Annotated in this window: 26 protein-coding genes; 14 read left to right on the top strand and 12 right to left on the bottom strand. The window is 39.3% G+C overall.

Annotated elements, in window-relative coordinates; genetic code table 11:
* Nucleotides 1-72: 72 nt before the first annotated feature.
* The 5 genes from IQ236_RS01340 to IQ236_RS01320 form a co-directional block, all read right to left on the bottom strand.
* Entirely contained in the window at nt 73-1,221 is a 1,149-nt protein-coding gene (locus tag IQ236_RS01340; RefSeq protein WP_193867612.1) for an O-fucosyltransferase family protein, read from the bottom strand.
* An 11-nt stretch (nt 1,222-1,232) separates the two neighbouring features.
* Complete coding sequence (locus IQ236_RS01335) at nt 1,233-1,466, bottom strand: DUF2283 domain-containing protein (RefSeq protein WP_193867611.1); 234 nt, start codon at nt 1,464-1,466, stop codon at nt 1,233-1,235.
* 48 nt (nt 1,467-1,514) lie between these two features.
* Nucleotides 1,515-2,387, bottom strand: coding sequence for an EI24 domain-containing protein (locus IQ236_RS01330; RefSeq protein ID WP_193867610.1), 873 nt, complete (start codon nt 2,385-2,387; stop codon nt 1,515-1,517).
* A 75-nt stretch (nt 2,388-2,462) separates the two neighbouring features.
* The gene (locus IQ236_RS01325; protein WP_193867609.1) at nt 2,463-3,527 is read right to left on the bottom strand and encodes a branched-chain amino acid aminotransferase; all 1,065 of its coding nucleotides are present in this window, start codon (nt 3,525-3,527) and stop codon (nt 2,463-2,465) included.
* 130 nt (nt 3,528-3,657) lie between these two features.
* Nucleotides 3,658-3,825 carry a YqaE/Pmp3 family membrane protein gene (locus IQ236_RS01320; RefSeq protein ID WP_190516364.1) on the bottom strand — a complete coding sequence of 56 codons (168 nt, stop codon included), beginning with the start codon at nt 3,823-3,825 and terminating at the stop codon, nt 3,658-3,660.
* Nucleotides 3,826-3,913: 88 nt separating this feature from the next.
* On the opposite strand from IQ236_RS01320, the gene IQ236_RS01315 reads away from it, so the two are divergent.
* Nucleotides 3,914-4,306 (top strand): hypothetical protein, encoded by a 393-nt coding sequence (locus IQ236_RS01315; RefSeq protein ID WP_190516366.1) that lies wholly within the window; start codon nt 3,914-3,916, stop codon nt 4,304-4,306.
* A 10-nt stretch (nt 4,307-4,316) separates the two neighbouring features.
* Here IQ236_RS01315 and IQ236_RS01310 read toward each other — a convergent pair whose 3' ends face one another.
* The gene (locus IQ236_RS01310) at nt 4,317-5,312 is read right to left on the bottom strand and encodes a pentapeptide repeat-containing protein (RefSeq protein WP_193867608.1); all 996 of its coding nucleotides are present in this window, start codon (nt 5,310-5,312) and stop codon (nt 4,317-4,319) included.
* 67 nt (nt 5,313-5,379) lie between these two features.
* On the bottom strand, nt 5,380-7,005 hold the full coding sequence (locus tag IQ236_RS01305) for a hypothetical protein (RefSeq protein WP_193867607.1): 1,626 nt from the start codon (nt 7,003-7,005) through the stop codon (nt 5,380-5,382).
* Between the two features lie 462 nt (nt 7,006-7,467).
* Here IQ236_RS01305 and IQ236_RS01300 point away from each other — a divergent pair, with 462 nt between their 5' ends.
* Complete coding sequence (locus IQ236_RS01300) at nt 7,468-8,937, top strand: phytoene desaturase family protein (RefSeq protein ID WP_193867606.1); 1,470 nt, start codon at nt 7,468-7,470, stop codon at nt 8,935-8,937.
* A gap of 143 nt (nt 8,938-9,080) precedes the next feature.
* On the opposite strand, the gene IQ236_RS01295 is transcribed toward IQ236_RS01300, so the two are convergent.
* On the bottom strand, nt 9,081-9,968 hold the full coding sequence (locus tag IQ236_RS01295) for a carbohydrate ABC transporter permease (RefSeq protein ID WP_190516375.1): 888 nt from the start codon (nt 9,966-9,968) through the stop codon (nt 9,081-9,083).
* Nucleotides 9,969-10,142: 174 nt separating this feature from the next.
* On the opposite strand from IQ236_RS01295, the gene purN reads away from it, so the two are divergent.
* Both purN and IQ236_RS01285 read left to right on the top strand, forming a co-directional pair.
* Nucleotides 10,143-10,805: a phosphoribosylglycinamide formyltransferase gene (gene purN, locus IQ236_RS01290; protein ID WP_193867605.1), complete on the top strand. Its 663-nt coding sequence runs from the start codon at nt 10,143-10,145 to the stop codon at nt 10,803-10,805.
* 152 nt (nt 10,806-10,957) lie between these two features.
* The gene (locus IQ236_RS01285) at nt 10,958-11,311 is read left to right on the top strand and encodes a DUF6464 family protein (protein WP_072720759.1); all 354 of its coding nucleotides are present in this window, start codon (nt 10,958-10,960) and stop codon (nt 11,309-11,311) included.
* A gap of 39 nt (nt 11,312-11,350) precedes the next feature.
* Here the strand turns inward: IQ236_RS01285 and IQ236_RS01280 are convergent, their stop codons facing one another.
* The gene (locus IQ236_RS01280) at nt 11,351-13,315 is read right to left on the bottom strand and encodes an ABC transporter ATP-binding protein/permease (protein ID WP_193867723.1); all 1,965 of its coding nucleotides are present in this window, start codon (nt 13,313-13,315) and stop codon (nt 11,351-11,353) included.
* A 645-nt stretch (nt 13,316-13,960) separates the two neighbouring features.
* Between IQ236_RS01280 and IQ236_RS01275 the strand changes: the two genes are divergently transcribed.
* Together IQ236_RS01275 and IQ236_RS01270 are read left to right on the top strand one after the other, a co-directional pair.
* A complete protein-coding gene (locus IQ236_RS01275; protein ID WP_190516382.1) occupies nt 13,961-14,281 on the top strand; it encodes a 2Fe-2S iron-sulfur cluster-binding protein in 321 nt (106 codons plus the stop codon).
* 273 nt (nt 14,282-14,554) lie between these two features.
* Nucleotides 14,555-14,743, top strand: coding sequence for a hypothetical protein (locus IQ236_RS01270; protein ID WP_193867604.1), 189 nt, complete (start codon nt 14,555-14,557; stop codon nt 14,741-14,743).
* Between the two features lie 65 nt (nt 14,744-14,808).
* On the opposite strand, the gene IQ236_RS01265 is transcribed toward IQ236_RS01270, so the two are convergent.
* Both IQ236_RS01265 and aroF read right to left on the bottom strand, forming a co-directional pair.
* Entirely contained in the window at nt 14,809-15,006 is a 198-nt protein-coding gene (locus IQ236_RS01265; protein ID WP_072720756.1) for a heavy-metal-associated domain-containing protein, read from the bottom strand.
* Nucleotides 15,007-15,081: 75 nt separating this feature from the next.
* On the bottom strand, nt 15,082-15,936 hold the full coding sequence (gene aroF, locus IQ236_RS01260) for a 3-deoxy-7-phosphoheptulonate synthase (RefSeq protein ID WP_193867603.1): 855 nt from the start codon (nt 15,934-15,936) through the stop codon (nt 15,082-15,084).
* A 254-nt stretch (nt 15,937-16,190) separates the two neighbouring features.
* Here aroF and IQ236_RS01255 point away from each other — a divergent pair, with 254 nt between their 5' ends.
* From IQ236_RS01255 to IQ236_RS01245, 3 genes are all read left to right on the top strand, one after another.
* Nucleotides 16,191-16,334 carry a hypothetical protein gene (locus IQ236_RS01255; RefSeq protein WP_193867602.1) on the top strand — a complete coding sequence of 48 codons (144 nt, stop codon included), beginning with the start codon at nt 16,191-16,193 and terminating at the stop codon, nt 16,332-16,334.
* Nucleotides 16,335-16,436: 102 nt separating this feature from the next.
* Nucleotides 16,437-17,000 carry a peptide deformylase gene (def, locus tag IQ236_RS01250; RefSeq protein ID WP_193867601.1) on the top strand — a complete coding sequence of 188 codons (564 nt, stop codon included), beginning with the start codon at nt 16,437-16,439 and terminating at the stop codon, nt 16,998-17,000.
* 16 nt (nt 17,001-17,016) lie between these two features.
* On the top strand, nt 17,017-17,220 hold the full coding sequence (locus IQ236_RS01245; protein ID WP_193867600.1) for a hypothetical protein: 204 nt from the start codon (nt 17,017-17,019) through the stop codon (nt 17,218-17,220).
* A gap of 327 nt (nt 17,221-17,547) precedes the next feature.
* Here the strand turns inward: IQ236_RS01245 and IQ236_RS01240 are convergent, their stop codons facing one another.
* A complete protein-coding gene (locus tag IQ236_RS01240; protein ID WP_193867599.1) occupies nt 17,548-18,423 on the bottom strand; it encodes an alpha/beta fold hydrolase in 876 nt (291 codons plus the stop codon).
* Between the two features lie 262 nt (nt 18,424-18,685).
* Between IQ236_RS01240 and speB the strand changes: the two genes are divergently transcribed.
* The 5 genes from speB to IQ236_RS01215 all read left to right on the top strand — a co-directional run bounded on the left by speB (nt 18,686) and on the right by IQ236_RS01215 (nt 23,760).
* Nucleotides 18,686-19,606, top strand: a complete 921-nt coding sequence (speB, locus tag IQ236_RS01235) for an agmatinase (protein WP_193867598.1) — start codon at nt 18,686-18,688, stop codon at nt 19,604-19,606.
* Nucleotides 19,607-19,787: 181 nt separating this feature from the next.
* Nucleotides 19,788-20,327: a thioredoxin family protein gene (locus IQ236_RS01230; RefSeq protein WP_193867597.1), complete on the top strand. Its 540-nt coding sequence runs from the start codon at nt 19,788-19,790 to the stop codon at nt 20,325-20,327.
* Between the two features lie 986 nt (nt 20,328-21,313).
* The gene (gene pyrH / locus IQ236_RS01225; RefSeq protein WP_193867596.1) at nt 21,314-22,042 is read left to right on the top strand and encodes a UMP kinase; all 729 of its coding nucleotides are present in this window, start codon (nt 21,314-21,316) and stop codon (nt 22,040-22,042) included.
* Nucleotides 22,029-22,577, top strand: a complete 549-nt coding sequence (gene frr, locus IQ236_RS01220) for a ribosome recycling factor (RefSeq protein ID WP_193867595.1) — start codon at nt 22,029-22,031, stop codon at nt 22,575-22,577. Before pyrH ends, frr begins: the two co-directional genes overlap by 14 nt.
* 94 nt (nt 22,578-22,671) lie before the next feature.
* On the top strand, nt 22,672-23,760 hold the full coding sequence (locus tag IQ236_RS01215) for a geranylgeranyl reductase family protein (protein ID WP_193867722.1): 1,089 nt from the start codon (nt 22,672-22,674) through the stop codon (nt 23,758-23,760).
* Nucleotides 23,761-23,789 lie beyond the last annotated feature (29 nt).

Genomic DNA, 23,789 nt, shown 5'->3' with positions numbered 1-23,789 from the left:
TCCAAACCCTCCTGGTGCCTGGGTTTGGAGACCAAACCCCTACAATAAAATATTACGACCTATTTAGGATTGCTATAATATTAGACAAACAGATTCCGGCCATTCTCTGCACCAAGATTTCATTTCACTAACAATAGGAAGATGAATTTTATTCCAACTAAATAAACCAGGGTTAATTTCAGGATAGGAACCGAGATGAAATTGAACCTCTCCAGGGGATAAACCACTTTCTACAAATTTAAAGGTTAATGCAGAAGGGTGAACTTGTTTTTTAAGTTGGTTTCTTAACCAGTTTCGATGAATAATTCCGGTGTAGGTACTACGAAAACTTCCGGCAAATTTTTGACAATTCCACATTACCAGATTACAAATTAATCCCAGGGTTTGTTCATCGGTAAAGGGTAAGTCTTGAAACTCTTTTAAAAAGTTATGAATAATAAACTGATCAATAAAAATGCTATTTTTATAAAACTTTAAAATCGGGTTAAAAAAATCCATATTCTCAGATTCATCCGTACAAATTAATAATAGTTCTTCAGGGGGAAAGATTTCTTTTAAGGTTTTCAAGACTAAATAAGGATGATCTTCTTCTCGATGGGGAATACAGTTACGATAGTCCGTTAGACGAATATGAATTCCATTATAGTGTCCTAACGTTTGAGAAATTTTATCGGCTAAATTGCGATAAATAGGTTTAAATTGAATCGCTTCCATCAACGAATAGAGGGAAGGTGAAGGAAGGTAAAAAAATCGGGAATAATAGGCTAAATTACAAGTGCTAAATTGTAAAATATCCTGTTCAACATCCTGTACAATAATTCGATGTTCAGCAAAACTTGATAATACTTTAGGGTCAACGGTAATATTATTGGGGACAAAAACTGCATTAACTAATCTGACATCACTGTGATAATGGCTGAGATTTTTTCCTTGAGTTTCTTGTAAAAATTCTGAATACGTTAAAATTGGAATCGGAAGTTGATCCACTAAATCTAAAATTGTGGGTAATTTATCAATATTAATAATATGTTTCCGACTTTCAGGAACAGATAAAAAATATCCACCCCGTACAGGGAGGATGTTCTTTTCTTCTCCCACTGAACCGTAAAAGACTAATTTTCGTTGGGTTAAATAGGCTAATCCTACGGCTATTTCTAACCCCATTAAGTTATTATTTAAACCCGATTCATAATCTTTATATAACAAATAGCGTGAGGTCATGAAATTGAGGGTTAAGAAACTTTAGCAGAAGAAAAATTTAAGAGTTTACCTTGGGCAGATTCTAAAATAGCATCTCGAATAAAAGCAGTTGCTTCCAAAATTTCTAGCCCAATTAATTCTCCCTCTGCATTTAATTCGGCGGTCATATTAGGGCTGATTTCAATACTTCCCGTTTCCGGCTCATCGGAAAATTTCAAATGCAGAATATCTTCTTGTTCAAAATAAGTCATTTTTGTCGGATTCATAAATTATAAACCTGATTTTAGTCTATCATATTAACAAACATTTTTTAATCAAATTCGATTTATTTTTTCCGGATCAGAATCGTATTTTAACAAAATGCGATCGCAAAAAAACATTGTTCCGGCGGCAATACAAACGGGAATTGCTAATAAATTTAACAAGGGAATGACCACTAACCCAAAACAAACTAAGGCAAAACTACCACTGGCGGGAAAGGTGCGAAGAATCATCTTTAATTTATCTCTAAACCTAAAGCGTCTTCTTTCCATTGGAGAATCTAAAAAGTCTAAACAGACAATGGTTGAAGCTAAAGCAATCCCTCCTATTGTAAACAATAATGTTCCAAAACCAGGGATAAAATTCAGTAAAAGTAAGGGGAATCCGATTAAAATTTGTAACCCTATTTTCTTTAATTCATATAAAATTGCTCGTCCAATATCCTGAATGGAACTGGTGAGGGTTTGGGGAGGTAATACCGCAGGTTGACCTGTTTGCAATTCTTCAACTTTCTCCGACAGTTGACCATACCAAGGCGCGCCTAAAATTCCTCCAAACTGTAATAATAGAAACCCAATAATGAATAAGAGTCCGGTGACTAACCCGACCCGCAATAACCATCCTAAAATATTGGCTAAAATATCTAAATAATGTAGCCATTGAGGTAAATTAGCCACCCATTCATCAATTTGGGTTCCTAAAATTAAAACGGTTTTATCGATTTGATTTAAACCGGGTAGGACTAATCCAAAATAAAGAGAAATACCGACAATAATATTAACAATTACGGGCAAAATAATATAGCCTCTGAGGGGCGGGTTGTGATAAAATAACTTTAAAGCTTTTAAAGGATAGGTTGCACCTGTAATTAAACTCAGGGGGGTATCTAATAAAGGATTCTGAGGTTGTAAAGGATTAGAGTTCATATAATATTAATTGAGATGCTGTCTATGCTGTTCTTACAGACCCAACTGAGGTGGGTAAAAACCCACCTTTTGCGGTTAAATTTTCCAAATCCAATGATAGGGATCGGGTACTTTTCCAGTTTTAATGGCTTCTAATTGTTCTAAAATAGATTGAGCATATTTGCGTTCAGAAATGGGGGGTAAAATTAAATCTCGTCCTTGATATCCAATTTTAGAAACATGAGCAATAGTCGCAGCAGTTCCCATTCCAAAGGCTTCTTGTAAAATCCCTTTGTCATAAGCTTCTGCTACTTCTTCAATAGGAATTAATCGTTCTTCGACTTTAACACCTTGATCTCGGAATAACGTTAACACACTATCCCGTGTAATTCCTTCTAAAATTGTTCCGGTTAATTGCGGTGTCACCACGACATTATCAATCACAAAAGCTAAATTCATGGTGCCGCATTCTTCGACATATTTCTTATGAATGCCATCCAGCCAAATGACGTTATCATACCCTAAAGCTTTAGCTTCTTTATCTGCTAATAAACTCGCTGCATAATTTCCTGCACATTTTGCCGCCCCTGTTCCCCCTTCACAAGCTCGAATATATTTGTCAGTAACGATTAATTTAACGGGTTCAGAATAATAAGCTCCCACCGGACAACTCATAATAATAAAAGTATAGTGAGTTGAAGGTTTTAACCCAATAAATTCATCGGTTGCAAAATACAACGGACGAATATATAAACTCCCTTCTGATTCAGGAATCCAAGCAGAATCTAACTGAATTAATTCCTTTAATCCTTCCATAAAAATTTCTTCAGGAATGGGGGGCATACACAGTCGATGAGCCGATTTATTAATCCGTCTAAAATTAGCATCCGGTCTAAAAATCAACGTTTCTCCCGTTACACTTTTATAGGCTTTCATCCCCTCAAAAACAGCCTGACCATAGTGTAAAACTGCCATTGCTGGAGTCATGGTCAAGTTACTATAGGGCATAATTTTTAGATCTTCCCAAGTTCCATTATCATAAGTAGCCACAAAAATATGATCACTAAAAATTCGACCAAAGGGAATATGATGTAAGGGTTCTGAAGGAAGTCGGGAATGTTCTGTTTTTTGAATGTTGAGTTGGTGATTCACTGTTTCCATTGTCGTTTGAGTTGTTAGAATTATTGTTTTTACAGGATAAGGCTTTTCGAGTCTTAGGAAACCCCAACACCCCCTATTCTTATGCTCTAATAATCAGGATAGGAATAGAGGGAGTAGAATTTGATCTCAATTAATTGGGATCATTTTTAGCAATCACCCAAACAGCATGAATGATTCCGGGAATAAATCCAAGTAGAGTCAGCAGGATGTTCAGCCAAAATGCGCCCCCAAAACCAACGGTTAAAAACACGCCCAAGGGGGGTAAGAAAACAGCAGCAATCAAACGGATAAGGTTCATATCACTTTATTTATGACTTTTATTGATATTTTAGCAATTTTTTCATTTAGAATAGGTAAACTTCTATAAACTCTTAAACCTTATCCCCATGCTACTTGATCTTTTTCCCTTTGAATTTCATTTTGACCCGACCCTGATTGCAGGCGCAACCCTATGGTCTTTAGCGTTGTATTGGGGCTTCTCTCCCGTGAGTGAATGGGTGATACACCAATTAAATCGTTGGTTTAATTATGCCGAACGAATGTTATATACTTCGGAAACCGAATATGAGCGCACCCGTAAAGGTCGAGAGTCACAAAATGCGTTTTATGCGTCTTTGTTTAGCATTGTTCCCTTTTTAATTGTAGGAACGTTATTGAATTGGGGGACTGAAATTGCTTTAGATAAAAGTTGGTCAATTAGTGTGGGAATTATTGCTTGTCTGAGTGGGGGAATTTATGAGTTAGGGAGACAAGATGGAAAAAAAGGAATTAATTCTTAATCCTTAACGTTTAATCATGAACTTCACCATTCGGCATAATAGCACCATGCAAAATAGCCCCAGCCGTATTAGAACTGCTCAACTCTACGCGAGTTAAATAGGTATAACTTAGATTGGCATTTCTTAAGTTGGTTCGAGCAATAGAAGCATCGGTTAAATCCGCTTGGGTAAGATTAGCAGAATTTAGGTTGGTTCGAGTTAAATCAGCACGAACTAAATTAGCCCGACTTAAATCAGCATTGCTTAAATTAGCATTACTGAGTTGAGCGTCAGGAAGGATTGCATCACATAAGGAAACCCCCGGTAATTGAGCATCATTTAAGATCGCTCGTTCAAATTTGACTTTCCTTAAATTGGCTCCAATTAAGTTGGCTTCTGTCAGAACGGCTTCTGTTAAAAAGGCTGATTGTAAGTTCGATTGACTTAAGTTAGCTTGGGTTAAAATTGCACCGCGTAAGACCGTTTCGGTTAAATTAGCTCCACTTAAATTGGCTCTAGTTAAATCCGCTCCGGTTAAGTTGACCCCTTGTAAATCTGTACCTCTTAAATCTGCACCTCGTAAATTCACACTTTCATAAATTCTCGGTTCATAGCGCAAATTTGCCCCCCTTAAACAAGCGCCTCTTAAATCGGCTCCTTGTAAATTAGCACCTCTTAAATCCGCTTGAATCAGGTTAACATCCAATAAGGTTGCTAAGGCTAAATTGGCTTTTTTAAAATCTGCGCCTTGTAAAATTGTGCCATGAAATTCTGCATCGCTGAGGTTAGCGCCGCTTAAGTTGGCTTTATTTAAAATCGCACCATTAAATCGGACACCTTTAAGATTAGCGCGGGAAAAATTAACTCCATTCAAATAAGCAAAAACAAAGTTGGCTCCTTGCAAATCTGAACCACTTAAGTTAGCACCAATCAAGTCCGCACGACTAAGTTCAGCACCCCTTAAACTAATTCCTTTAAAGTTTTTTTGTCCGGCTCGATACTGTTCGAGTAATGTTTCCTCATCCATAATTAATTATCAGAATAATGGGTTTTAAACCCCTAACTTCTAGTTAGGCTTTATATGGGGTTGTTTATTAACATCTATCAGTCCCCGTATAGGTAAATTCTTGCACCCAAGCCATTGACTTATTGCCAGGAGTTCGAGCGTAAACTTTGATCTTCTGAATTGATATGATTTTCAAATCCAAAAGTTTTTGATAAACAAATTGACTCATAGTCGCTTGATTTGGCACTTGATCTGACTCTAGTATAATGTGCAAGCAAGCGTCTTTTGACTTAGCGAGAGTGTTTATTCCCTTCGGTTTGAGGAATTGACTGATTACCGTTGCGATCGCTTTTGCATGGCCCTGTCTGGCGAGTTCCAGCAATTGGGGTTGAGTCAGTCGGTGTTGCGGGTTCTCTGGGTCTTCACCTCCATCCATCATCACGGTCTTATTCAACAATAATCGTTGTTGATCTTCGACTTCCGATTGATTAATTACCATCCCTAAATCTGCAATTCTATCGTGAAGCAGATGAATAAACTTTCTTAAAGATTTATATTTAATTTCTAATTGAACTTCAGGGGTCTGATTTTTTAATTCTTGGTTAAGAGATAACTCCAAATGCTTTAAAATTGTTGTTAATGGTACTAAAGAATCAGCTAGACTATGCTCAATTTTTTCCTCAACGTTTAACTCCAATTTTAGCCTTTTTTGAATAATATCACTGTTGTCTTCTACATCAGGTTCTGCAATCTCAATATTACTAATAGATGTTGCTAAGGTAAAATCAGAAAGACTACTTTGACTGATGGACGAGGGAACCTGAACAGTCTCTCCCTTGTCTAAGGCAAATTGAAAGTCCTGGGGATTAGGATTTAATAAATGCAGGGTTTCACTTTCATTAATATCAATGGCTTGACTCGTTAAAAAATGTTGCTGTAAAATCGAAGGCGGGGAAGATTCGGCAATCTCTGCATAAGATTTTTGTTTAGGTTCATAATAATGATTTAGAGCTTCTAAAATGACTGTTACAACTTGTATATTTTCATCCACATCTTCTAAATATTCTGCCATCTTATAAAGATGGGATTTAAGCCGTTCTAAATTAGGAAAAGTTTGTAAGAGTTGGCGCAGTAAATTATCCAAACTTTGATTTTTCAGTTGTGACCAATCTTCATCTCGATAATTAAATTCTCTTTCTAAACTCGAAAAAATCACCAGTTTTGCCCGTAAGGGATTAGTATGCTGCATGATTTTAAATCGCACATCAAATAAATCCGATATATTGCTTCTGGCATCCGGCGAAGTTACTTGACTTAAATAGACAGAGGACAGAGAATTTAACTCTTCAGGACTAATTTTTACGGTTTCTGATGCTGTAATTGACGGTTGATTAACTTCGGAATTTTCTTCCGAAAGAGAAGGAAGATAAAGTTGAGTGATCTGTTCTTCAATGCTGTGAATAACACGACCATATTCATTCTTTTTATTAAGACGAGATAAAATATTATTGAGACTAATTTTAAGGGGTTCAAATTGAGGATATTTTTGATAAATATTTTGAAGTATATGAGTTAAATTAGTTGCATTTAAAATTTGAGCATCATTTTCCCATTTGCCATTATAAGCACATAACAGAACTTTCTTAATCCGCGTTGAATTCGGATCAGATTCTAAACTTTGAGCAACTTCATTTAGACGGGACGGGGTTGGCATTTTAGTCTCCAATACAGAAAGTCAACAATTTATGAAGTGACTTAAGCGTATCCGGTACTAGGGTTTTGTTAATAATAGGTGGTACTGAGGAGGAAATAGAAACTTATCGCTCATAATCGGTTATTTAGAGGATCATTTTTACCCAAATTGATTAGAATTTTTTGAGGGATTATGACTCCTCTGTTCTATTTTCAAAACCTTTAAAGGCTTGAATACACTCCGAATCTGCTTAAGTTTACATCCCGTTAAAGGACTATTCAGAAGAAATGCAGGCATCCCTGATGATCCACTAAAATACATCTCAATTGTACAAACACAAATTTCTATTTTTCATTCCCCATTTTCCCTTCCTCATCCTAGAATATAATTTTAATGCGGAGTAGCCTAGTATATTTTACGCTATTTTTTATTAAAATAGCGGTAAAATCTTATTGCTTAACCTCCACAACCTGATCAATACGGATGCAAAATTTTGATGTAATTGTCATTGGCAGTGGTATCGGTGGCTTAGTAGCAGGCGCTCTTTTGGCTCACTCTGGTAAACAGGTCATGATTTTAGAAAGCCATACCTTGCCGGGAGGTGCAGCACAGGGTTTTTCTCGTCAGGGCTTCCATTTTGATTCAGGCCCCTCGTTTTATTGTGGACTGAGTAATTCCCAGAGTTTAAATCCTTTACAGCAAGTTTTAACTCGTTTGGGGGAGTCCCTGGCAACGGTAGTCTATGACCCTCTAGGACATTATCATTTTCCTGAAGGGTCTTTGGCCGTTTATGGGAATAGCGAACGTTATCGAAAGGCTATTGCTCAATTTACACCCGAAGGCGCGCTAGAATTTGCCCAATTTGAACATCGGTTACTGAAAGTTTATCAAGGCTTAAAAGAAATTCCCGCCATTGAGTTACGCGCTGATTGGAAAATAATTCCTAAATTAATCACAAATTATGGCTTTTCTTTATTAAAATTACTGCCTGTCTTGGGTGATATTTCGAGTTCAGTGGGGAAAATCGTTGACCAAACTGTTCACGACCCTTGGGTACGACGATTAATTGATTTAGAATGTTTTTTATTATCAGGATTAAAAGCAGAAGGAACGGTGACTCCAGAAGTTGCTTTTATGATAGGTGAACGGAATTATTCTCCGATTGAATATCCCCTCGGAGGTAGTCAAGCTATTGTTCAAGCTTTGGTGCGAGGATTAACTCGATTTGGAGGAAAGATCCAGTTAGGAACCCACGTTGAAAAAATTTTAGTTCACGGGGGAAAAGTGTATGGCGTTAAAACTCGAAAGGGAGAAGAATTTCAAGCTCCAACTGTCATCTCTAACGCCACAATTTGGGATACCTATACCCATTTATTAAACCCTTCGGATTTACCTCCAGACTATCGTAAAACCGCCTTAAATACTCCGGCAGTTGATAGTTTTATGCACCTACATTTAGGACTTAAAGCTGACGGATTAGAGGAACTAACGGGGCATCATGTTGTGGTTCATAATAGCAACCTTGATATTACTGTTCCGGGCAATACCTGTATGATTTCGATTCCTTCTGTTTGGGATAAAAATTTAGCTCCACCCGGTCATTATCTGATTCATGCCTATACCTTAGAACCCTTTTTAGGATGGGAAAAAGATGAATATTATGCTCAAAAGAAACGGGAAAAAGCCGAACCTTTATATCGTGCTGTAGAAAAAATTATCCCCGATGTACGCCAACGAACCACCCTAGAATTAATTGGAACACCTTTAACCCATGCTTGCTATTTACGACGTTATCAAGGCACTTATGGCCCTGCCATTGTTGCAGGTCAAGGGAGATTTCCAGGGCCATTTACCCCGATTCAAGGCTTATATTTAGTGGGAGATAGTACCCAACCTGGTATTGGAGTTCCCGCCGTAGCAGCATCGGGGATTTTATGTGCGAATTGTTTGTAGGAGAGGGAATTACGAATTACGAATTACGAATTACGAATTACGAATGGGAAATAGATAATAGGCACTCTTGCAATAGAAATTTCTCTTCCTGCCTCCCCTGCCTCCCCTGCCTCCCCTGTTCCCTGTTCCCTGTTCCCTATAGATTAATTTTCTCCAAACAATTTCAATTGAATATAAACTAAAATTAAAGCGATCGCTAGTAAAATAGTTGCTGCTGCGGCTGCATAACCAAAATCAAATTGAGCAAAGGCTTGATCATAAATATAATAAACTAAAACATTCGTCGAATTTAAGGGGCCGCCTCCGGTTATGACATAAACTTGCTCAAAACTTCTTAAGGTAAAAATAGCCGTTGTTACCGTTGCAAAAACAAGAGTAGGTTGTAAACCGGGTAAGGTGATGTACCAAAATTGTTGCCAAGGATTTGCCCCATCTAATTCGGCTGCTTCATATCGAGTTTGAGGAATTGCTTGTAACCCTGCTAAAAATACTACTAAATTAAACCCTAATTGTTTCCAAATACTCAGTAAAATTAATACAGGCATTGCCCAGATTGTACTACTTAACCAAGGAATCGGATCAAGTCCAATGTGGGATAATAATCCATTGACGGGGCCATTAAATTGAAATAACCAACGCCATCCTAAACCAACGGCGACTAAGGAAGTAATGGAGGGAATAAAATAAGCTGTTCTGAGAATATCTCGTAAAGCAAAAGTTCGATTTAAAAGTACCGCTAATCCTAAAGGAATTATCAAAATTGGAATTACCGTTGCAACGGTAAAATAAATTGTATTAAACAGCACTTGCCAAAAATCAGGACTCAGAAATAAACGCACATAATTGTTCAGTCCCACCCCGTAAACCCCAGACCGTGTAAAACTCCCTTGGGTAAAACTCAGGTAAAATAAATACCCAATTGGCCATACAATAAAGATCCCCATCAGTAGCAAAGCTGGAGCCAGAAAAATCCAAGCCATGACTGCATCTTGATCCAGAAGCTGTTTCTGAGAAATAGGTGAAGAAGCCATAACCCGAATTAATTTTGATAAAGTTTTCTCAAAATATTTTACAATAGTTTGGCAATCGATATCGATAGAATTGGATGGGGTTGAATTCCAAATTTAAAATAAAAAAAAGTAATACTGTTGTCCTTTCATTCGATAATACGAACTAAATTACTGTATCGATAGGTGAAACTCTCAATGAATGCGACGCTAACGGGAATTGATTCAACCTCCTGTTTAATTTCTCCTCCTATTCCTTCTCCTTTATTTGTGGAAGGTAATCCTTTAAAAATTGGCGTTTTAGCCTCTGGAAGCGGAACCAACTTTGAGGCAATTGCTCAAGCTATCCAAGATCAACAACTCAATGCTCAAATTCAAGTTTTAATTTATAATAATCCCGATGCTAAAGTCATAGAACGAGCGCAACGATTTGGAGTCAAAACAATTCTTTTAAATCATCGCCACTATAAAAAACGGGAAGATTTAGATCGAGATATTGTTAAAACCTTAAAAGAACATGATGTCGATTGGATTGTTTTTGCCGGGTGGATGCGAATTGTAACTCAAGTTTTAGTCGATGCCTTCCCTCAAAAAATTATTAATTTACATCCGAGTTTATTGCCGAGTTTTCCTGGAATTCGAGGGGTAGAACAAGCCTTAGAAGCCCAAGTTAAAATTACAGGATGTAGCGTTCATTTAGTCGAATTAGAGGTCGATAGCGGCCCCATTTTAATGCAAGCGGCGGTTCCAATTTTACCCGATGATACCCCGGAAACCTTACACGCCCGAATTCAAGTTCAAGAGCATAAAATTTTGATTGGGGCCATTTCCCTAGTGACTCAGTGGCAAAATCAAAAATAATTTCCGAGTTAAATTGTATTCAGGCTTGGGGGTAAATTACAGATAACGCCAACCTAGACACTCAACTCTTTTTCTGTCTGTTTCCTGTTCCCTGTTCCCTGTTACCTTTTAAGCTACAATCTCACCACGTATTGAATGAACTGGAACGCATCATGGATCTAAATTCATTACCAACGGAGGTGATTTTGACCCATCCCCGTCAAACCCTGGGAAGTGTTTGTTTAGATTGGACACCACAACCCGGTCATTATCTCAACTGGAATGGGCAAACTTATACAGTTTTAGAGCGTCGCCATCGCTATCAACTCAAATCCGGTCGCTACCGACTGCATAAAATTTCCTTATATGTACAATCGGTAGAGCGACCTGAAGATAAAACGTTAATTGATGGACATTGGGTGATTGGGGATGCCAGTTGTCAGTTTAACGCCCATTCAGAACTCATGCGTTGTGCGGTGAATCCCTCTGGCCCTTGTAATACCTGTCGGTTTTATGAACCCATTTAAGGCTATCCCCAAGCCTGTACCTGCCCCCTAAACACCCTTTCATTGAGTCAATAAACTCATTTCAGCTTGATAATCCTTCGTTGAAACTAAGCGCCATTTTTGATCGCCCATGAGTTCTAAAACGTGCTGATGATAGCGCAATAAACTCATCCGATGTCCAACGCTAATATAGGTTGTTTCGGTTTCATCTAATTTCTTGTAAAGGAGTTCTTCATTTTTTAAATCTAAGGCACTCGTCGCTTCATCTAAAATAGCGTAGCGAGGTTTACTGATTAATAATCGGGCAAAAGCTAACCGTTGTTGTTCCCCTAAAGACAGAATATTTGCCCAATCTAATTCAGCATCAAATCCATTGACTCGTTCTGGCAGATCTTCTAAATTAACTAATTTCAAGACTTGACGTAATTCAGTTTCATTAACCTCTCGATTAATATTGGGATAAAGTAATTGTTGCCGTAATGTTCCTAAAATCATATAGGGACGTTGGGGTAAAAATAACATCGACGATAATTCAGGACGAACTAACCGCCCTGTTCCTGATGTCCATAACCCAGCAATTGCCCGTAATAGAGAACTTTTTCCGACTCCACTTTGACCCATAATTACTAATCCTTCACCGGAAGCGAGAGTCAGAGATAAGTCTTTAACTAATATTTTTTGATAATTAGGAGTATTCAGGGTAACGTGTTCTAAAGCCAGGGGAGAATCAATCGTTAAATCAATCTGTCTATCTCCTTGATCAACAGGTTTTGGATATTCTAAAAATTCAGAAAACGTTGCTAAACGATTAATTCCAGCCGCAAACGCACTCAGAATTTCAATCTCACTGACGATAATAGAAAAAGCACCTAAAACTTGAGCAAAAGCAAAATTAGCTTGAGTAATATCCCCATATTTAATCGTTCCTGCGAAATAAATGGGAGCTAAAATTAACGAAGGCAAAATAATGACTGCATATTGATAGCTTTTGGTAAAATAATTAACATTTCGTTGCCAACCTACTAATAAATTAAAGTTTTCAAAGGCTTTTAAAAAACGTTGTTTAACTTGGTTAAGTTCTTGGTCTTCCCCTTGATAAAAAGCAATAGATTCGGCATTATCGCGGACATGAACTAACCCATAACGAAAATCTGCTTCTCGTCTTAATTGATTAAAGTTCAGGGGAATTAAACGCCGTCCAATTACAACGGTAATTAAAGTCCCAATGAAAGCATAAATTAACAGAAAAACCGAAAGAGATTTGGAAATAGAAAAAAGAATTCCAGTAAAAGAAATTACATCAATAATTGAACCTAGGATAATCAGTAAAAATCTTAAACTGGTAATCGTAAAAGATTTAATATCTTCGGTTATCCGTTGATCCGGGTTATCAATCTTTCCGTCGGATTCGATTTGATAAAAGGCACGCTGACTTAAATACCGATCTAAAAATTCATCCGTTAACCACTTTCGCCAGTAGTTCCCTAAGCGATCGCGGGTATATCCATACAAGACAACGATGGGGGTTCCCACAACAAAAACACCCGCATAAACATAAAGAAATCGCCAAAATTCATCCTGACTTTTTTCAGCTAAAGCCGTTGTAAAAAAGTTACCCACATAGCTAATAATGACATTTAATCCACTAACGGATAGGGATAAGAATAAGAGAACGCTTAAAAATGCCCAAGGTTGCCAACGAATTTTTATTTGATTTCGATACAGGAAAAACGCCCCCATGGGAACTAAAAGCATTAAAAGGACAATAATAATAGAGGGAGAGTAAATAATACTAGCAACGGATTTATATAAACCAGGAGCAATACTATTAAAGAAATCAGGAAAAATATACTGACTTACAATCGAAACTCCACTCACTAAAACAAAAACAGCAGCAAACAAAAAGATTAATAATAACAACAATAAACTCAAAAAAACTTTCCCACTTCCTGCTTCTAAAGGATAAAAGAAGGGTTGAGCAATCTTTAAAAATCGGTGCCAAAGTAAAGGATCAAGTTGATTCATATTTTTCATTGTTTTGAACACAGACGTCCTATCCTATCAAAGTTCCGTATTCCCTGCTAGTTTCTACAAACTTAGCGTGTGAAATCGGCTAGATTTTTGATGAATTAGTTACAAAAATTGGCACAAGAGGGTGAGGCGATAAACCATCTTAACTCTAACATTTCCCCATAATCTATCCACATCCAATGATCAGAAAGGCTGAAATCACTACAAAATCCGCAAATCAGACTACAAAATACTCGATCAGGCAATTTACGAGACGCGCGGAAAATGGAGCAAGTCCCCATAACTGTATTGTGAAAGTTGATCTCTAGTTATAGCAATAACACAAAGACCCTGTAGAATGCACTCTTTTGATCAAATTCGCTTTTCGCTCAAGGGTTCTCTTTTTACTCTTGATCGGAGTGAATTAACAATAGCACAATGCTTTCAACTCTTAGACACCCGATAAAAAAAACTCAACTGTCAACTTTAACCTCATCCAACTCCGTTCATCATTTTGCCAAATATTGATCTTAAGATAGATGACAAGAGTTTATGCAAACTGTTTCAGTAACTTGACGTAACCCTCAACTTTTAGGGAAGGTCATTACTGGAATTGGTGGCACTCAGCGATACAATGGTTCAGGGTTTAAAAAGAACACGATGTCTAAAACCTATACAGTTGAATTTCATGACCAAGGGAACGTCCAAACCGTCGAAGTTCCAGAGGATAAACAAATCCTCAAAGTCGCATTGGATGCCGGGATCACATTACCCAATTCTTGCAATGCAGGAGTTTGTACTACCTGTGCTGCCCAAATTATCGAAGGTGAAGTCGAGCAAAGTCAGGGTATGGGATTAAGTCCTGACCTACAAGCAGAAGGTTATGTCCTTCTTTGTATCGCCTATCCCCGTTCTAATCTCAAACTGGTTCCTGGAAAAGAAGAAGAAGTCTATGATCGCCAATTTGGTCAAGGTTCTTAATTAAAATGACGGTGGATGGTTAACTGTTGCTTGTTATATGAAATCCTCAAATTTATACTACAGATGATCCCTAAATCCCCTGTAGAGACGCGCCATGGCACGTCTCTACACGATACGGATGCGTAGCAAACATTTAAAGATTTCATATTAGCTATAGCGAGTATATCGCGGTGTTCAGGTGTTTCTGTACCCGTTCTCACTCATCAGTTAACCGTCTACTGCCTCTGATTTGTTGAGTTTTTGAAGAGACAATATTGAGGATTAAACCAAACGATGACAACTCATTTTATTACGGCTGAAATTGATTTACAGGAATCTCCAGTCGATTTAAATCAGGCTATTGAAGCGGAATTAAAAAAACGCGGTGAACCCCTACGATGGGCAATTACCAGTATTGATTCTGAACAACAAAAAGCTAAAGTTGAAGCTGTTGTCACGGTTCAGAAAACAATTGACAGTTGACTCTTAACGGTTGACTGATGACTGATGACTGATGACTGTTAATTTTTGGTGTACCCTATTATCGGTTAAGACTCTACGGTATGACCAACGGATACAACCGCTTCTTTAACGGCGGTTTCCGACGGTTTACCCTTAATATTGACCGTTTTCGTGTCTAAATTAATTTGCACATCAGCCTCAGCATCCAAAGATTTAATGGCTTTGGTAATAGTATTGGCGCAGGCTTGACACACCATCGAAGGAACTTTGATTTCAATAGTCATGGTTCAGGTATTTATATACAATTCTGCTATTTATTATTACTGCTAGAGACGCGCCATGGCACGTCTCTACAGCAATTAAACGAATGCCAGTGCTGGAGATTCAACCTGAAGAATCTCTCGTCCGACAGCTACCGCAACGGGACGTAAATGATTAACCAACTCCGCCATATCTTCTAAAGATAACGCTTGTCTAGCATCAGAAACGGATTTTTCCGGTTCAGGATGACATTCAATAATCAGTCCATCCGCCCCACAAGCAATGGCGGCTTTTGCTAAAGGTTCAACTAATTCTCGTTTTCCGACCGCATGGGATGGATCAACAATAACAGGTAAATGGGTTAACTGTTTTAAACCAACAACAGCCCCTAAATCTAACACATTGCGGGTGAAATTATCGAAACTACGAATACCCCGTTCACATAAAATAACGTTAGGGTTGCCATGACTTAAAATATATTCAGCCGCCATTACAAATTCTTCTATTGTTGCTGCTAAACCCCGTTTTAATAAAATGGGTTTACCCGCTTTTCCTAATGCTTTTAATAATTCAAAATTCTGCATATTGCGGCTTCCAATTTGCAGCATATCTGCATAAGTTACAACAGATTCAATTTGTTCAATAGACATTACCTCGGTCACAACAGGAATATGATGGCGTTGACTAATACCCTTTAAAATATGAAGTCCTTCCAAAGCTAGACCTTGGAAGGAGTAGGGAGAGGTTCTCGGTTTGAAGACTCCGCCTCGCAGCATTTGTACGGAAGTATGGGCGAGATGGCGGGCAACTTGTTCCATTTGTTCTAAACTTTCCACCGCACAAGGGCCACCAATGATTAATAAGTCTTGACCCCCGACAGTCACGGTATCAGAAATATTAATAACGGTTTGATGTTCAGGATGGGTTTTAGAAACGAGTTTAGCATCTAACATGGGAATTCTCCTTTTGTGTTCATAGAAACGGTAAACATTTAAAAAGCCCGAAACCTTTTTGAGGTTCCGGGCTTGGCGTTTGTGAAAACAGCAGCAAACTTTACCCAGAACCTATTCGGGGCCAAAAATAAAAGCCATAAAAGTAAGATTGGATAAAGTTTGTCATTGCTGTTTTGCTGTAAAAATAAGAAGGTTGACCATTAAAAAACCGCAGCCTTTGTTTCTGCGGTTCACTAGGGAGTTTCCATACACCAATGGATTCACTCTCTGTGAACCGTGCTACACCAAAAATAAAAGTAATAGCAATTGCGAATGGGCATGGGTGTTTTGATCAAACTTATATGTTCGTTACTACGACCTTAGCACAGCGATCGCTCAATGTCAAGCGATCACTGTAGGGTGTGTAAGCGCAGCGCACGCACCAACCCCCTTTTAATTGTTAAAATCCATTAAGATAAAAGAAGAACAAGATTGTTTCAAAAGCTAAGAGTAACCCTTCCATGACATCACAAGTTTTAGTTGAAAAGAAAAAATTAGAAAAACCGCCCTTTGAAATCCATTATTTAGGCGATCGCGCCTTGAGAACGCCTGCAAAACGAGTGTCCCGAATTGATGATGAGATTCGCCAACTCGTGCGGGAGATGTTACAAACCATGTACAGTGCGGATGGTATTGGTTTAGCCGCCCCTCAAGTCGCTGTGAATAAACAAGTGATTGTAATTGACTGCGAACCCGATAATGCTGCTAACCCGCCTTTAGTGTTAATTAATCCCACGATTATTAAAAGTAGTGCTGAAATTTCACCCTTTCAAGAAGGCTGTTTAAGTATTCCAGGGGTGTATATGGATGTAACTCGCCCGGAGGTGGTGGAAGTGTCATTTAAAGATGAAAATGGCAGACCTCGAACCCTACGGGCGACGGAATTATTATGTCGTGCTATTCAACATGAACTGGATCATTTGAATGGGGTTTTATTTGTTGATCGAGTTGAGAATCAATTGGCATTAAATGAAGAGTTAGCCAAACATAAATTCTCTCCCAAAGCTGTTAAACCCATTAAATAATATAGGATAATTCAACATGGTTGGCACTCCAAAAAGTATGGTTTTGTTATTAGGGTCTTGTATCGCTGCGATCGCCGCAGTGGGTTCGGTTTTTGAACTTTCTTCGGGAGTTCCACAACTGGGAAGTTTAACCACCAGTATTATTTTAGCCTTGAGTATTCCATTAGGTGTGTTTCTATTTTTTGCCGCCGTCAAAGATGCTCAAATGAATCAAGAATAACCTCGTAGTCAGCCCTTCAGGGCTTAATCCCCCGACTTCGTAGTCAGCCCTTCAGGGCTTAATCCCCCGACTTCGTAGTCAGCCCTTCAGGGCTTAATCCCCCGACTTCGTAGTAAGTCCTTCAGGGCTTAATCCCCCGACTTCGTAGTAAGCCCTTCAGGGCTTAATCCCCCGACTTCGTAGTAAGCCCTTCAGGGCTTAATCCCATAAACCCAACAGTAATAAATTTAATTTATGGTTATTGGTGTTAGGTTTTGCTGCTAAGTCTAGGGAAGAAAGCCCTGAAGGGCTTACTACTTTTATATCCTATGAGAGCGATCGCTAATTTTAAGACAGCATCCAATCTAATAAAATAGGATTAACTAATTCGGGGGCTTCATCCTGGGGACAATGACCGACTCCTTCTAATCGAATAAACTGTTTAACTGTTGAATACTGTTTAAATTCTTCTCCCAATTCTATCGGTTCCCAAGGATCATTTGTTCCCCATAATATTATTGCTTTACAAGGTAATTCAGGTAATAAATCCTCTGGTAATGGCCCCTGAGAATAGCGAGTAAAAGCTGCAAAAACATCGACTGCACCTTGATCTTGGGCAGGTTTTAGTAACATTTCGACTAATTCATCCGTAACGGCTTCATCTCGTTTATAGGCTTGTAATAATACTTTTTTAACAGTTTGAGGCGTTGCTAATTGTTTAAAAAAGAATTGATTAAACCAGGAATATTTTAATAACCCTTGGGCGACACTCGCTCCATAATTACGATACCAAGGAAGTTGATCCCGTTTGCGTTCATGTAATAATCTTAAAGAACAGTTTAATAAAGCAACTTCTTGAACAATATTAGGGTGATCAATTGCAGCCTGCATCACCGCAATACAACCAATAGAATTTCCCACTAAAAAAGCAGGTTCTTGAACAACTTCTCGACAAAAATCAGCAATTTGTTGTCCCCAAGTTTCAAAAGTATAACTGATTTCTTCCGTCGGTTTGGGTTTAGCTGACCCTCCAAACCCAATTAAATCTAATGCAAAAACGCGACAATGTTTTGCTAAGTCAGGGATATTTTTTCGCCAATGTCCCCAAGATGCACCAAACCCATGCACTAGAACCACCGCAGGGCCATTATTACCCTCCCTCACATAACAAATGGGGAAGCCTTTCCAAATCCAAGTTTGCGAAACAGATGAAGCAATCAACATAACTCTTAAGGTAGAAGCAGTAAAAAGTAAATAGTCTGTAAAATTTTAGCCAAAACTCATGTATTCCGTAATTGCACGGTTAACGATCGTCCCCGTTTTGTGTCAAAATTAAGAGTTGTTAATCCCTGAGTGCAGCGTAGCAAAAATAATTGATTCCTGATCAGTTAATCGTTAAGAGTTGTTGATCACGGATGACTACTGATTGTAAAATCCTCTGCTTTCGTGCACTAGGTCACTGAAATTGCTTCGGACTACATTGAAGATGAGATCAACTTTCCCTTCGACTGCTGTTGTAGACTTTCTAGGTTCTGAAATTGTCCCTGACTACGAAACGGCTAAAGTCGTAATTTTACCTATCCCCTATGAAGCCACAACCAGCTATCGCAAGGGATGTGAAAATGGCCCTGCTAGTTTATTAGAAGCTTCTCATCAATTAGAATGTTATGATGAAGAACTTGATCGAGAAGTCTGTTTTGATGCAGGAATTTTTACCCATACTCCGATTGCAGATACTCGCAATGGTAAGAGTGTTTCCGCCGAAGAAATGTTGAGTGTGACTCAACAAACTCTGAAGTCTTTAATTGAAGACCAAAAATTTGTGATTTCCATTGGTGGAGAACATAGTATTACCGCCGGGGTTGTACAGGGATATCGTCAAGGATATCAAGAACCGTTTACTGTGGTTCAAATTGATGCTCATGGCGATTTAAGACATGAATATGAAGACACAATTCATAGTCATGCTTGTGTGATGCGTCGGATTGTTAATATGGGATTACCCACTGTTCAAGTTGGAATTCGAGCCATTTGTCAAGAGGAAGCTGATTTAATTAAAGAGAAAAATTTAACGGTTTTTCGAGCTAGAGAAATGGCGTTTAATCAAGATTGGATTGAACAAGCGATCGCTAGTATTCCTACAGAAAAAGTGTTTTTAACCATTGATGTTGATGGGATTGATCCGAGTTTAATTCCTGGGGTAGGAACCCCTGAACCCGGTGGATTAAATTGGTATTCTACCCTCACATTTTTGAGGCGATTATTTGAGTCTAAAGATGTGATAGGCTGTGATGTTATGGAATTAGCTCCGGTGGTTGATTCCGTTGTTTCTGAATTTACCGTTGCTAAGTTAACCTATAAATTAATCGGGTATCAAGCGTTATCAAAGGGATGGATTAAGTCGTAAGCAGGGACAAGGGAGGGATGGGATATTCCTTTTTCCTCCCAGTAAAAATCTAATCGACTCACATCCGATCAGGTTTAGAATAAGAAAGGGTGCAGCTAGATCATCGGTTAAACCTTTGAGCCAGAAAGATGATATCTACTCAATACAATTGCACTGTTTTAAGAAGGTGAGAAGACTAACTATGCAGGGTACTTTAATTCATAGCTACGCTCCAGATTTTGAATTACCAGGAGTTGATGATGAAGTGCATCATTTAGCTCGTTATTTAGAAGAATATCGAGCCGTTGTTGTTATATTTATGTGTAATCACTGTCCCTATGTTCGTTACTATTTAAACCGTCTGAAACAGTTACAACAAGAGTATCGGGAACACGGGGTTATTTTAGTGGGTATTAATGCTAATGATGCTAGTCAATATCCTGATGATAGTTTTGAAAATATGAAAATTTTTGCGGAAGAACAGAAGCTAAACTTTCCCTATATTCGAGATATCACTCAAGAGGTTGCTCACTGTTTTGGAGCCTCTCATACCCCAGAAATTTTTTTATTAGATCATGACGGAATTATTCGCTATCGGGGATTAATTGATGATAATCCTTCCTCGGCTGAAGCCGTGACAACCCCTTATTTAAAAAATGCGATCGCTCAACTTTTCAACAACCAACCCATTACTCCAGAACATACAGACTCGATTGGTTGTTCGATTAAGTGGAGACATTGAAGTTGTCGGCTGTGTAGAGACGTCAATTAAGACTATAGCTGGTCAACTATCCAAAGAGGAGGCATGAAGCCCCGTCTCTTTAGAGCGGGGTGCTGACAAATATCCTGATATGTTGACATCCTCACCGACCTGAAGGTACGGTGATTCTTCACCACGCCACTTGTTTAAGGGGGTCGCTGAATGGGGTTGACGCTTCACCGGATGCTGCTATCTTAACGATAGTCTTAAGCCTTCCTCCACGTCCGTTTAGAGTTTGACACTCCCCACGGCTAAAGCCGGGGGATTCTTGAAGACTCCACAAACGAAGTTTCAATGGTGCTGGCAAAAACACCCTAGACGCTCAAAACAACTACCACTACGACAGGTATTGCAATTGCGCTTACTTTTAAATTGTTTTCGCTTTCCGAGTCCATCAAAATGCCAGTTAGGTACGCTCAACATCCTGCCATTATTTGCCCTTTAACTATTCCAAATCAAGTTGGGTATGTCCGTTGCCGGGATTTCTCCGTACTAGGATGAATCAACACGTAGATGGTTATTCTTACTTGCTTTGTCTTCATTATACCACTGTGGCTAAAGCCACACAATCGTTTCACGGGATTTAAAAATCCCTACCGACTTATCCCCATGTCTGAAGCCAGGGGCTTGCGTCTCGTTTTTTGGTCAGAATGTCCTTCCGCCACTTAAAAGAAAAGATTTAATTTGGAGTGCGTTCAAGGGTAGACTGATACCATTGCCTTACTTCCGCTTCCCCTTTCTCATCGTCAACCCCGCAGGACTTTCAACCTTGTTATTTGTTTCGGAGTATCTTTGATAGGGTGGGTTTTTTAACACCAACTTAATTTTAGCACAAAGCCGTCCTAGAAGTTAGGGGTTTTATACCCAATTTTCCGATAACGCCAATGTCTAGGCTAATAGTAACGATAAACCCACTTCGTTAACGAAAATTGGCGATGTTGATTACTACAGAGACTATGGGAGTATAAATGGGAACAGCGTACAAACGCATTTTACTAAAATTGAGTGGCGAAGCTTTAATGGGAGATTTGGGCTATGGCATTGATCCAGCCGTCGTTCAAGATATTGCCCAAGAAGTCGCCGAAGTTGTCAATATGGGCGTACAAGTCGCCATTGTAGTCGGAGGCGGTAACATTTTTAGAGGGGTAAAAGCCGCCGCTGGGGGAATGGATCGAGCAACAGCCGATTATGTCGGAATGATTGCGACAGTCATGAATTCCATTACCTTGCAAGATGCTTTAGAACAAATTGGAGTTCCGACCCGGGTACAAACGGCGATCGCCATGCAGGAAATTGCAGAACCCTATATCAGACGCAAAGCCATTCGCCACCTAGAACTTAATCGGGTGGTTATTTTTGGGGCGGGTTCAGGGAATCCTTTTTTCACAACGGATACAACCGCAGCATTACGAGCGGCGGAAATTGATGCCGAAGTGATTTTCAAAGCCACCAAGGTAGATGGTATTTATGATAGCGATCCGAAACAGAACCCAGACGCAAAACGTTACAAAACATTGACCTACGGCTACGTTCTCACCCATGATTTACGGGTAATGGACAGTACAGCCATTGCGCTGTGCAAAGAAAATAATATCCCTATTATTGTATTTGACCTGACTGTCCGGGGAAATATTAGCCGTGCGGTGAGTGGTGAACCTGTTGGAACCTTAGTAGGAGGTTTGTGTGAAATTACCTGATGTTGAAGATCACATGATCAAGGCGCTGGAAGCGACTCAGCGCTCTTTTAATACGATTCGCACTGGTCGAGCCAATACCAGTTTATTGGATCGAATTACGGTGGAATATTATGGCAGTCCCATGCCTTTAAAAGCCGTGGCGAATATTAGCACCCCCGATGCCACCACCATTGCGATTCAGCCTTTTGAACGCAATATGCTTAATATCGTTGAAAAAGCGATTTTACTTTCTGATATTGGGTTAACACCCAATAACGATGGTTCTATTATTCGTCTGAATATCCCCTCCTTAACCACTGAACGACGGAAAGAATTAGTCAAACAAGTGGCTAAATTAGCAGAAGAAGGGAAAGTCGCGGTCAGAAATATTCGTCGGGATGCCATTGACTCTGTACGGAAACAAGAAAAAAGTAGCGAACTCTCTAAAGACGAAGCGGCTGATTTACAAGACTCCGTTCAGAAACTCACAGATAAATACATTGCTAAAATCGACGAAGCCTTAGCAGCCAAAGAAAAAGACATCACGACTGTTTAACCTCGGTTGACTGTGTAGAGACGTGCCATGGCACGTCTCTACTGACTGTTAACAGTCAACCGAGAACATAATCCCTAAAATACCCATGACAACGATGTTTGACTGTATTATTGTTGGTGCTGGCCCAGCAGGAGGAGCAGCAGCCTATCATTTAGCAAAACGGGGACGTTCGGTTTTAATTTTGGAACGATCAGCCTTTCCGCGCTTAAAACCTTGTGGTGGGGGTGTTTCTCCTGCGATCGCCCAATGGTTTGATTTTGATTTTAGTCCGGCTATTTCCACAACCGTTGAGCGCATTCGCTATACCTGGCAATTAGATGATGCGGTGGAATCAGAAATTCCCACTCCGATGTGGATGGTGCGGCGAGACGTTTTCGATCAGTTTTTAGTGGCTCAAGCTAAAGGTCAGGGGGCAGCACTACAGGATAATACGGAAGTCACAGGAATTGAATTTAAAAGCGATCATTGGCAAGTGAACACCGCCACTGAACCCTTAACGGCGCGATATTTAATTGGGGCTGATGGCGCCAAAGGTTCCATGGCAAAATGGTTAGGTTTGAAACAGTCTAAACTGCGTCAAAGTCAATTTATGGAGGTGGCTACAACTCAACCGTTGCTACCGAGTTTTGAGTTTGGTCTGGTGAAAAATGGCAGTATTTGGGGGTTCCCGAAAGCTGATGGTTATTCCCTCAGTATTGCCACTTTTATCGGGGGAGAACCGAAAGATCTCAGCAAGGACTTACTGAATTATTCAGCTAAAGCCGGTTTAGGGAATTCGACAATTTATGAGCATCCCCTGTGTCTCTGGGATGGAGATAAAACCCTCCATACCCAAAATGCCCTAATTGCAGGGGAAGCCGCCAGTTTAGTTGACCCGCTATCGGCGGAGGGGATTCGTCCTTCTATTCTCAGTGGGGTCAAAGCCGCAGAAGCGATTGATCAAGCTTTAGGGGGTGTGGGTAATGCCTTAGAACGCTATACCCAAACAATGAAGGAAGAATGGGGTTCCGATATGGTTTGGGCTGGACGTTTAGCGGGTGCATTTTATCGGTTCCCGAAAGTGGCTTATAAAGCTGGGGTGAAAATGCCCGTCGCCACGAAAGTAATGAGTAAAATTTTCTGTGGTCAACTGCGGTATGGGGATATTGCCAATAAAGCCATTAAACAATTAATGCCATTCTAAAGCCATCCAAACAACTGCCAATCCCTGGA

The sequence above is a fragment of the Planktothrix mougeotii LEGE 06226 genome (genome assembly GCF_015207485.1).
GTDB lineage: Bacteria > Cyanobacteriota > Cyanobacteriia > Cyanobacteriales > Microcoleaceae > Planktothrix.
Note: the sequence above shows the minus strand (reverse complement) of the source record. Positions and strands in the feature narration are given on the sequence as shown.

What these genes read in the sequence shown, in the direction of transcription:
- IQ236_RS01300 (WP_193867606.1), top strand. Translation starts at nt 7,468, where the DNA reads ATGCAAAATTTTGATGTAATTGTCATTGGCAGTGGTATCGGTGGCTTA.
- IQ236_RS01325 (WP_193867609.1), bottom strand. Translation starts at nt 3,527, where the DNA reads ATGGAAACAGTGAATCACCAACTCAACATTCAAAAAACAGAACATTCC.
- IQ236_RS01265 (WP_072720756.1), bottom strand. Translation starts at nt 15,006, where the DNA reads ATGACTATTGAAATCAAAGTTCCTTCGATGGTGTGTCAAGCCTGCGCC.
- IQ236_RS01230 (WP_193867597.1), top strand. Translation starts at nt 19,788, where the DNA reads ATGCAGGGTACTTTAATTCATAGCTACGCTCCAGATTTTGAATTACCA.
- IQ236_RS01275 (WP_190516382.1), top strand. Translation starts at nt 13,961, where the DNA reads ATGTCTAAAACCTATACAGTTGAATTTCATGACCAAGGGAACGTCCAA.
- IQ236_RS01240 (WP_193867599.1), bottom strand. Translation starts at nt 18,423, where the DNA reads ATGTTGATTGCTTCATCTGTTTCGCAAACTTGGATTTGGAAAGGCTTC.
- IQ236_RS01255 (WP_193867602.1), top strand. Translation starts at nt 16,191, where the DNA reads ATGGATTCACTCTCTGTGAACCGTGCTACACCAAAAATAAAAGTAATA.
- IQ236_RS01315 (WP_190516366.1), top strand. Translation starts at nt 3,914, where the DNA reads ATGCTACTTGATCTTTTTCCCTTTGAATTTCATTTTGACCCGACCCTG.
- IQ236_RS01280 (WP_193867723.1), bottom strand. Translation starts at nt 13,315, where the DNA reads ATGAATCAACTTGATCCTTTACTTTGGCACCGATTTTTAAAGATTGCT.
- IQ236_RS01215 (WP_193867722.1), top strand. Translation starts at nt 22,672, where the DNA reads ATGTTTGACTGTATTATTGTTGGTGCTGGCCCAGCAGGAGGAGCAGCA.
- aroF (WP_193867603.1), bottom strand. Translation starts at nt 15,936, where the DNA reads ATGTTAGATGCTAAACTCGTTTCTAAAACCCATCCTGAACATCAAACC.
- IQ236_RS01340 (WP_193867612.1), bottom strand. Translation starts at nt 1,221, where the DNA reads ATGACCTCACGCTATTTGTTATATAAAGATTATGAATCGGGTTTAAAT.
- speB (WP_193867598.1), top strand. Translation starts at nt 18,686, where the DNA reads ATGAGATCAACTTTCCCTTCGACTGCTGTTGTAGACTTTCTAGGTTCT.
- IQ236_RS01305 (WP_193867607.1), bottom strand. Translation starts at nt 7,005, where the DNA reads ATGCCAACCCCGTCCCGTCTAAATGAAGTTGCTCAAAGTTTAGAATCT.
- IQ236_RS01335 (WP_193867611.1), bottom strand. Translation starts at nt 1,466, where the DNA reads ATGAATCCGACAAAAATGACTTATTTTGAACAAGAAGATATTCTGCAT.
- IQ236_RS01295 (WP_190516375.1), bottom strand. Translation starts at nt 9,968, where the DNA reads ATGGCTTCTTCACCTATTTCTCAGAAACAGCTTCTGGATCAAGATGCA.
- IQ236_RS01330 (WP_193867610.1), bottom strand. Translation starts at nt 2,387, where the DNA reads ATGAACTCTAATCCTTTACAACCTCAGAATCCTTTATTAGATACCCCC.
- purN (WP_193867605.1), top strand. Translation starts at nt 10,143, where the DNA reads ATGAATGCGACGCTAACGGGAATTGATTCAACCTCCTGTTTAATTTCT.
- def (WP_193867601.1), top strand. Translation starts at nt 16,437, where the DNA reads ATGACATCACAAGTTTTAGTTGAAAAGAAAAAATTAGAAAAACCGCCC.
- IQ236_RS01320 (WP_190516364.1), bottom strand. Translation starts at nt 3,825, where the DNA reads ATGAACCTTATCCGTTTGATTGCTGCTGTTTTCTTACCCCCCTTGGGC.
- pyrH (WP_193867596.1), top strand. Translation starts at nt 21,314, where the DNA reads ATGGGAACAGCGTACAAACGCATTTTACTAAAATTGAGTGGCGAAGCT.
- IQ236_RS01245 (WP_193867600.1), top strand. Translation starts at nt 17,017, where the DNA reads ATGGTTGGCACTCCAAAAAGTATGGTTTTGTTATTAGGGTCTTGTATC.
- IQ236_RS01270 (WP_193867604.1), top strand. Translation starts at nt 14,555, where the DNA reads ATGACAACTCATTTTATTACGGCTGAAATTGATTTACAGGAATCTCCA.
- IQ236_RS01285 (WP_072720759.1), top strand. Translation starts at nt 10,958, where the DNA reads ATGGATCTAAATTCATTACCAACGGAGGTGATTTTGACCCATCCCCGT.
- IQ236_RS01310 (WP_193867608.1), bottom strand. Translation starts at nt 5,312, where the DNA reads ATGGATGAGGAAACATTACTCGAACAGTATCGAGCCGGACAAAAAAAC.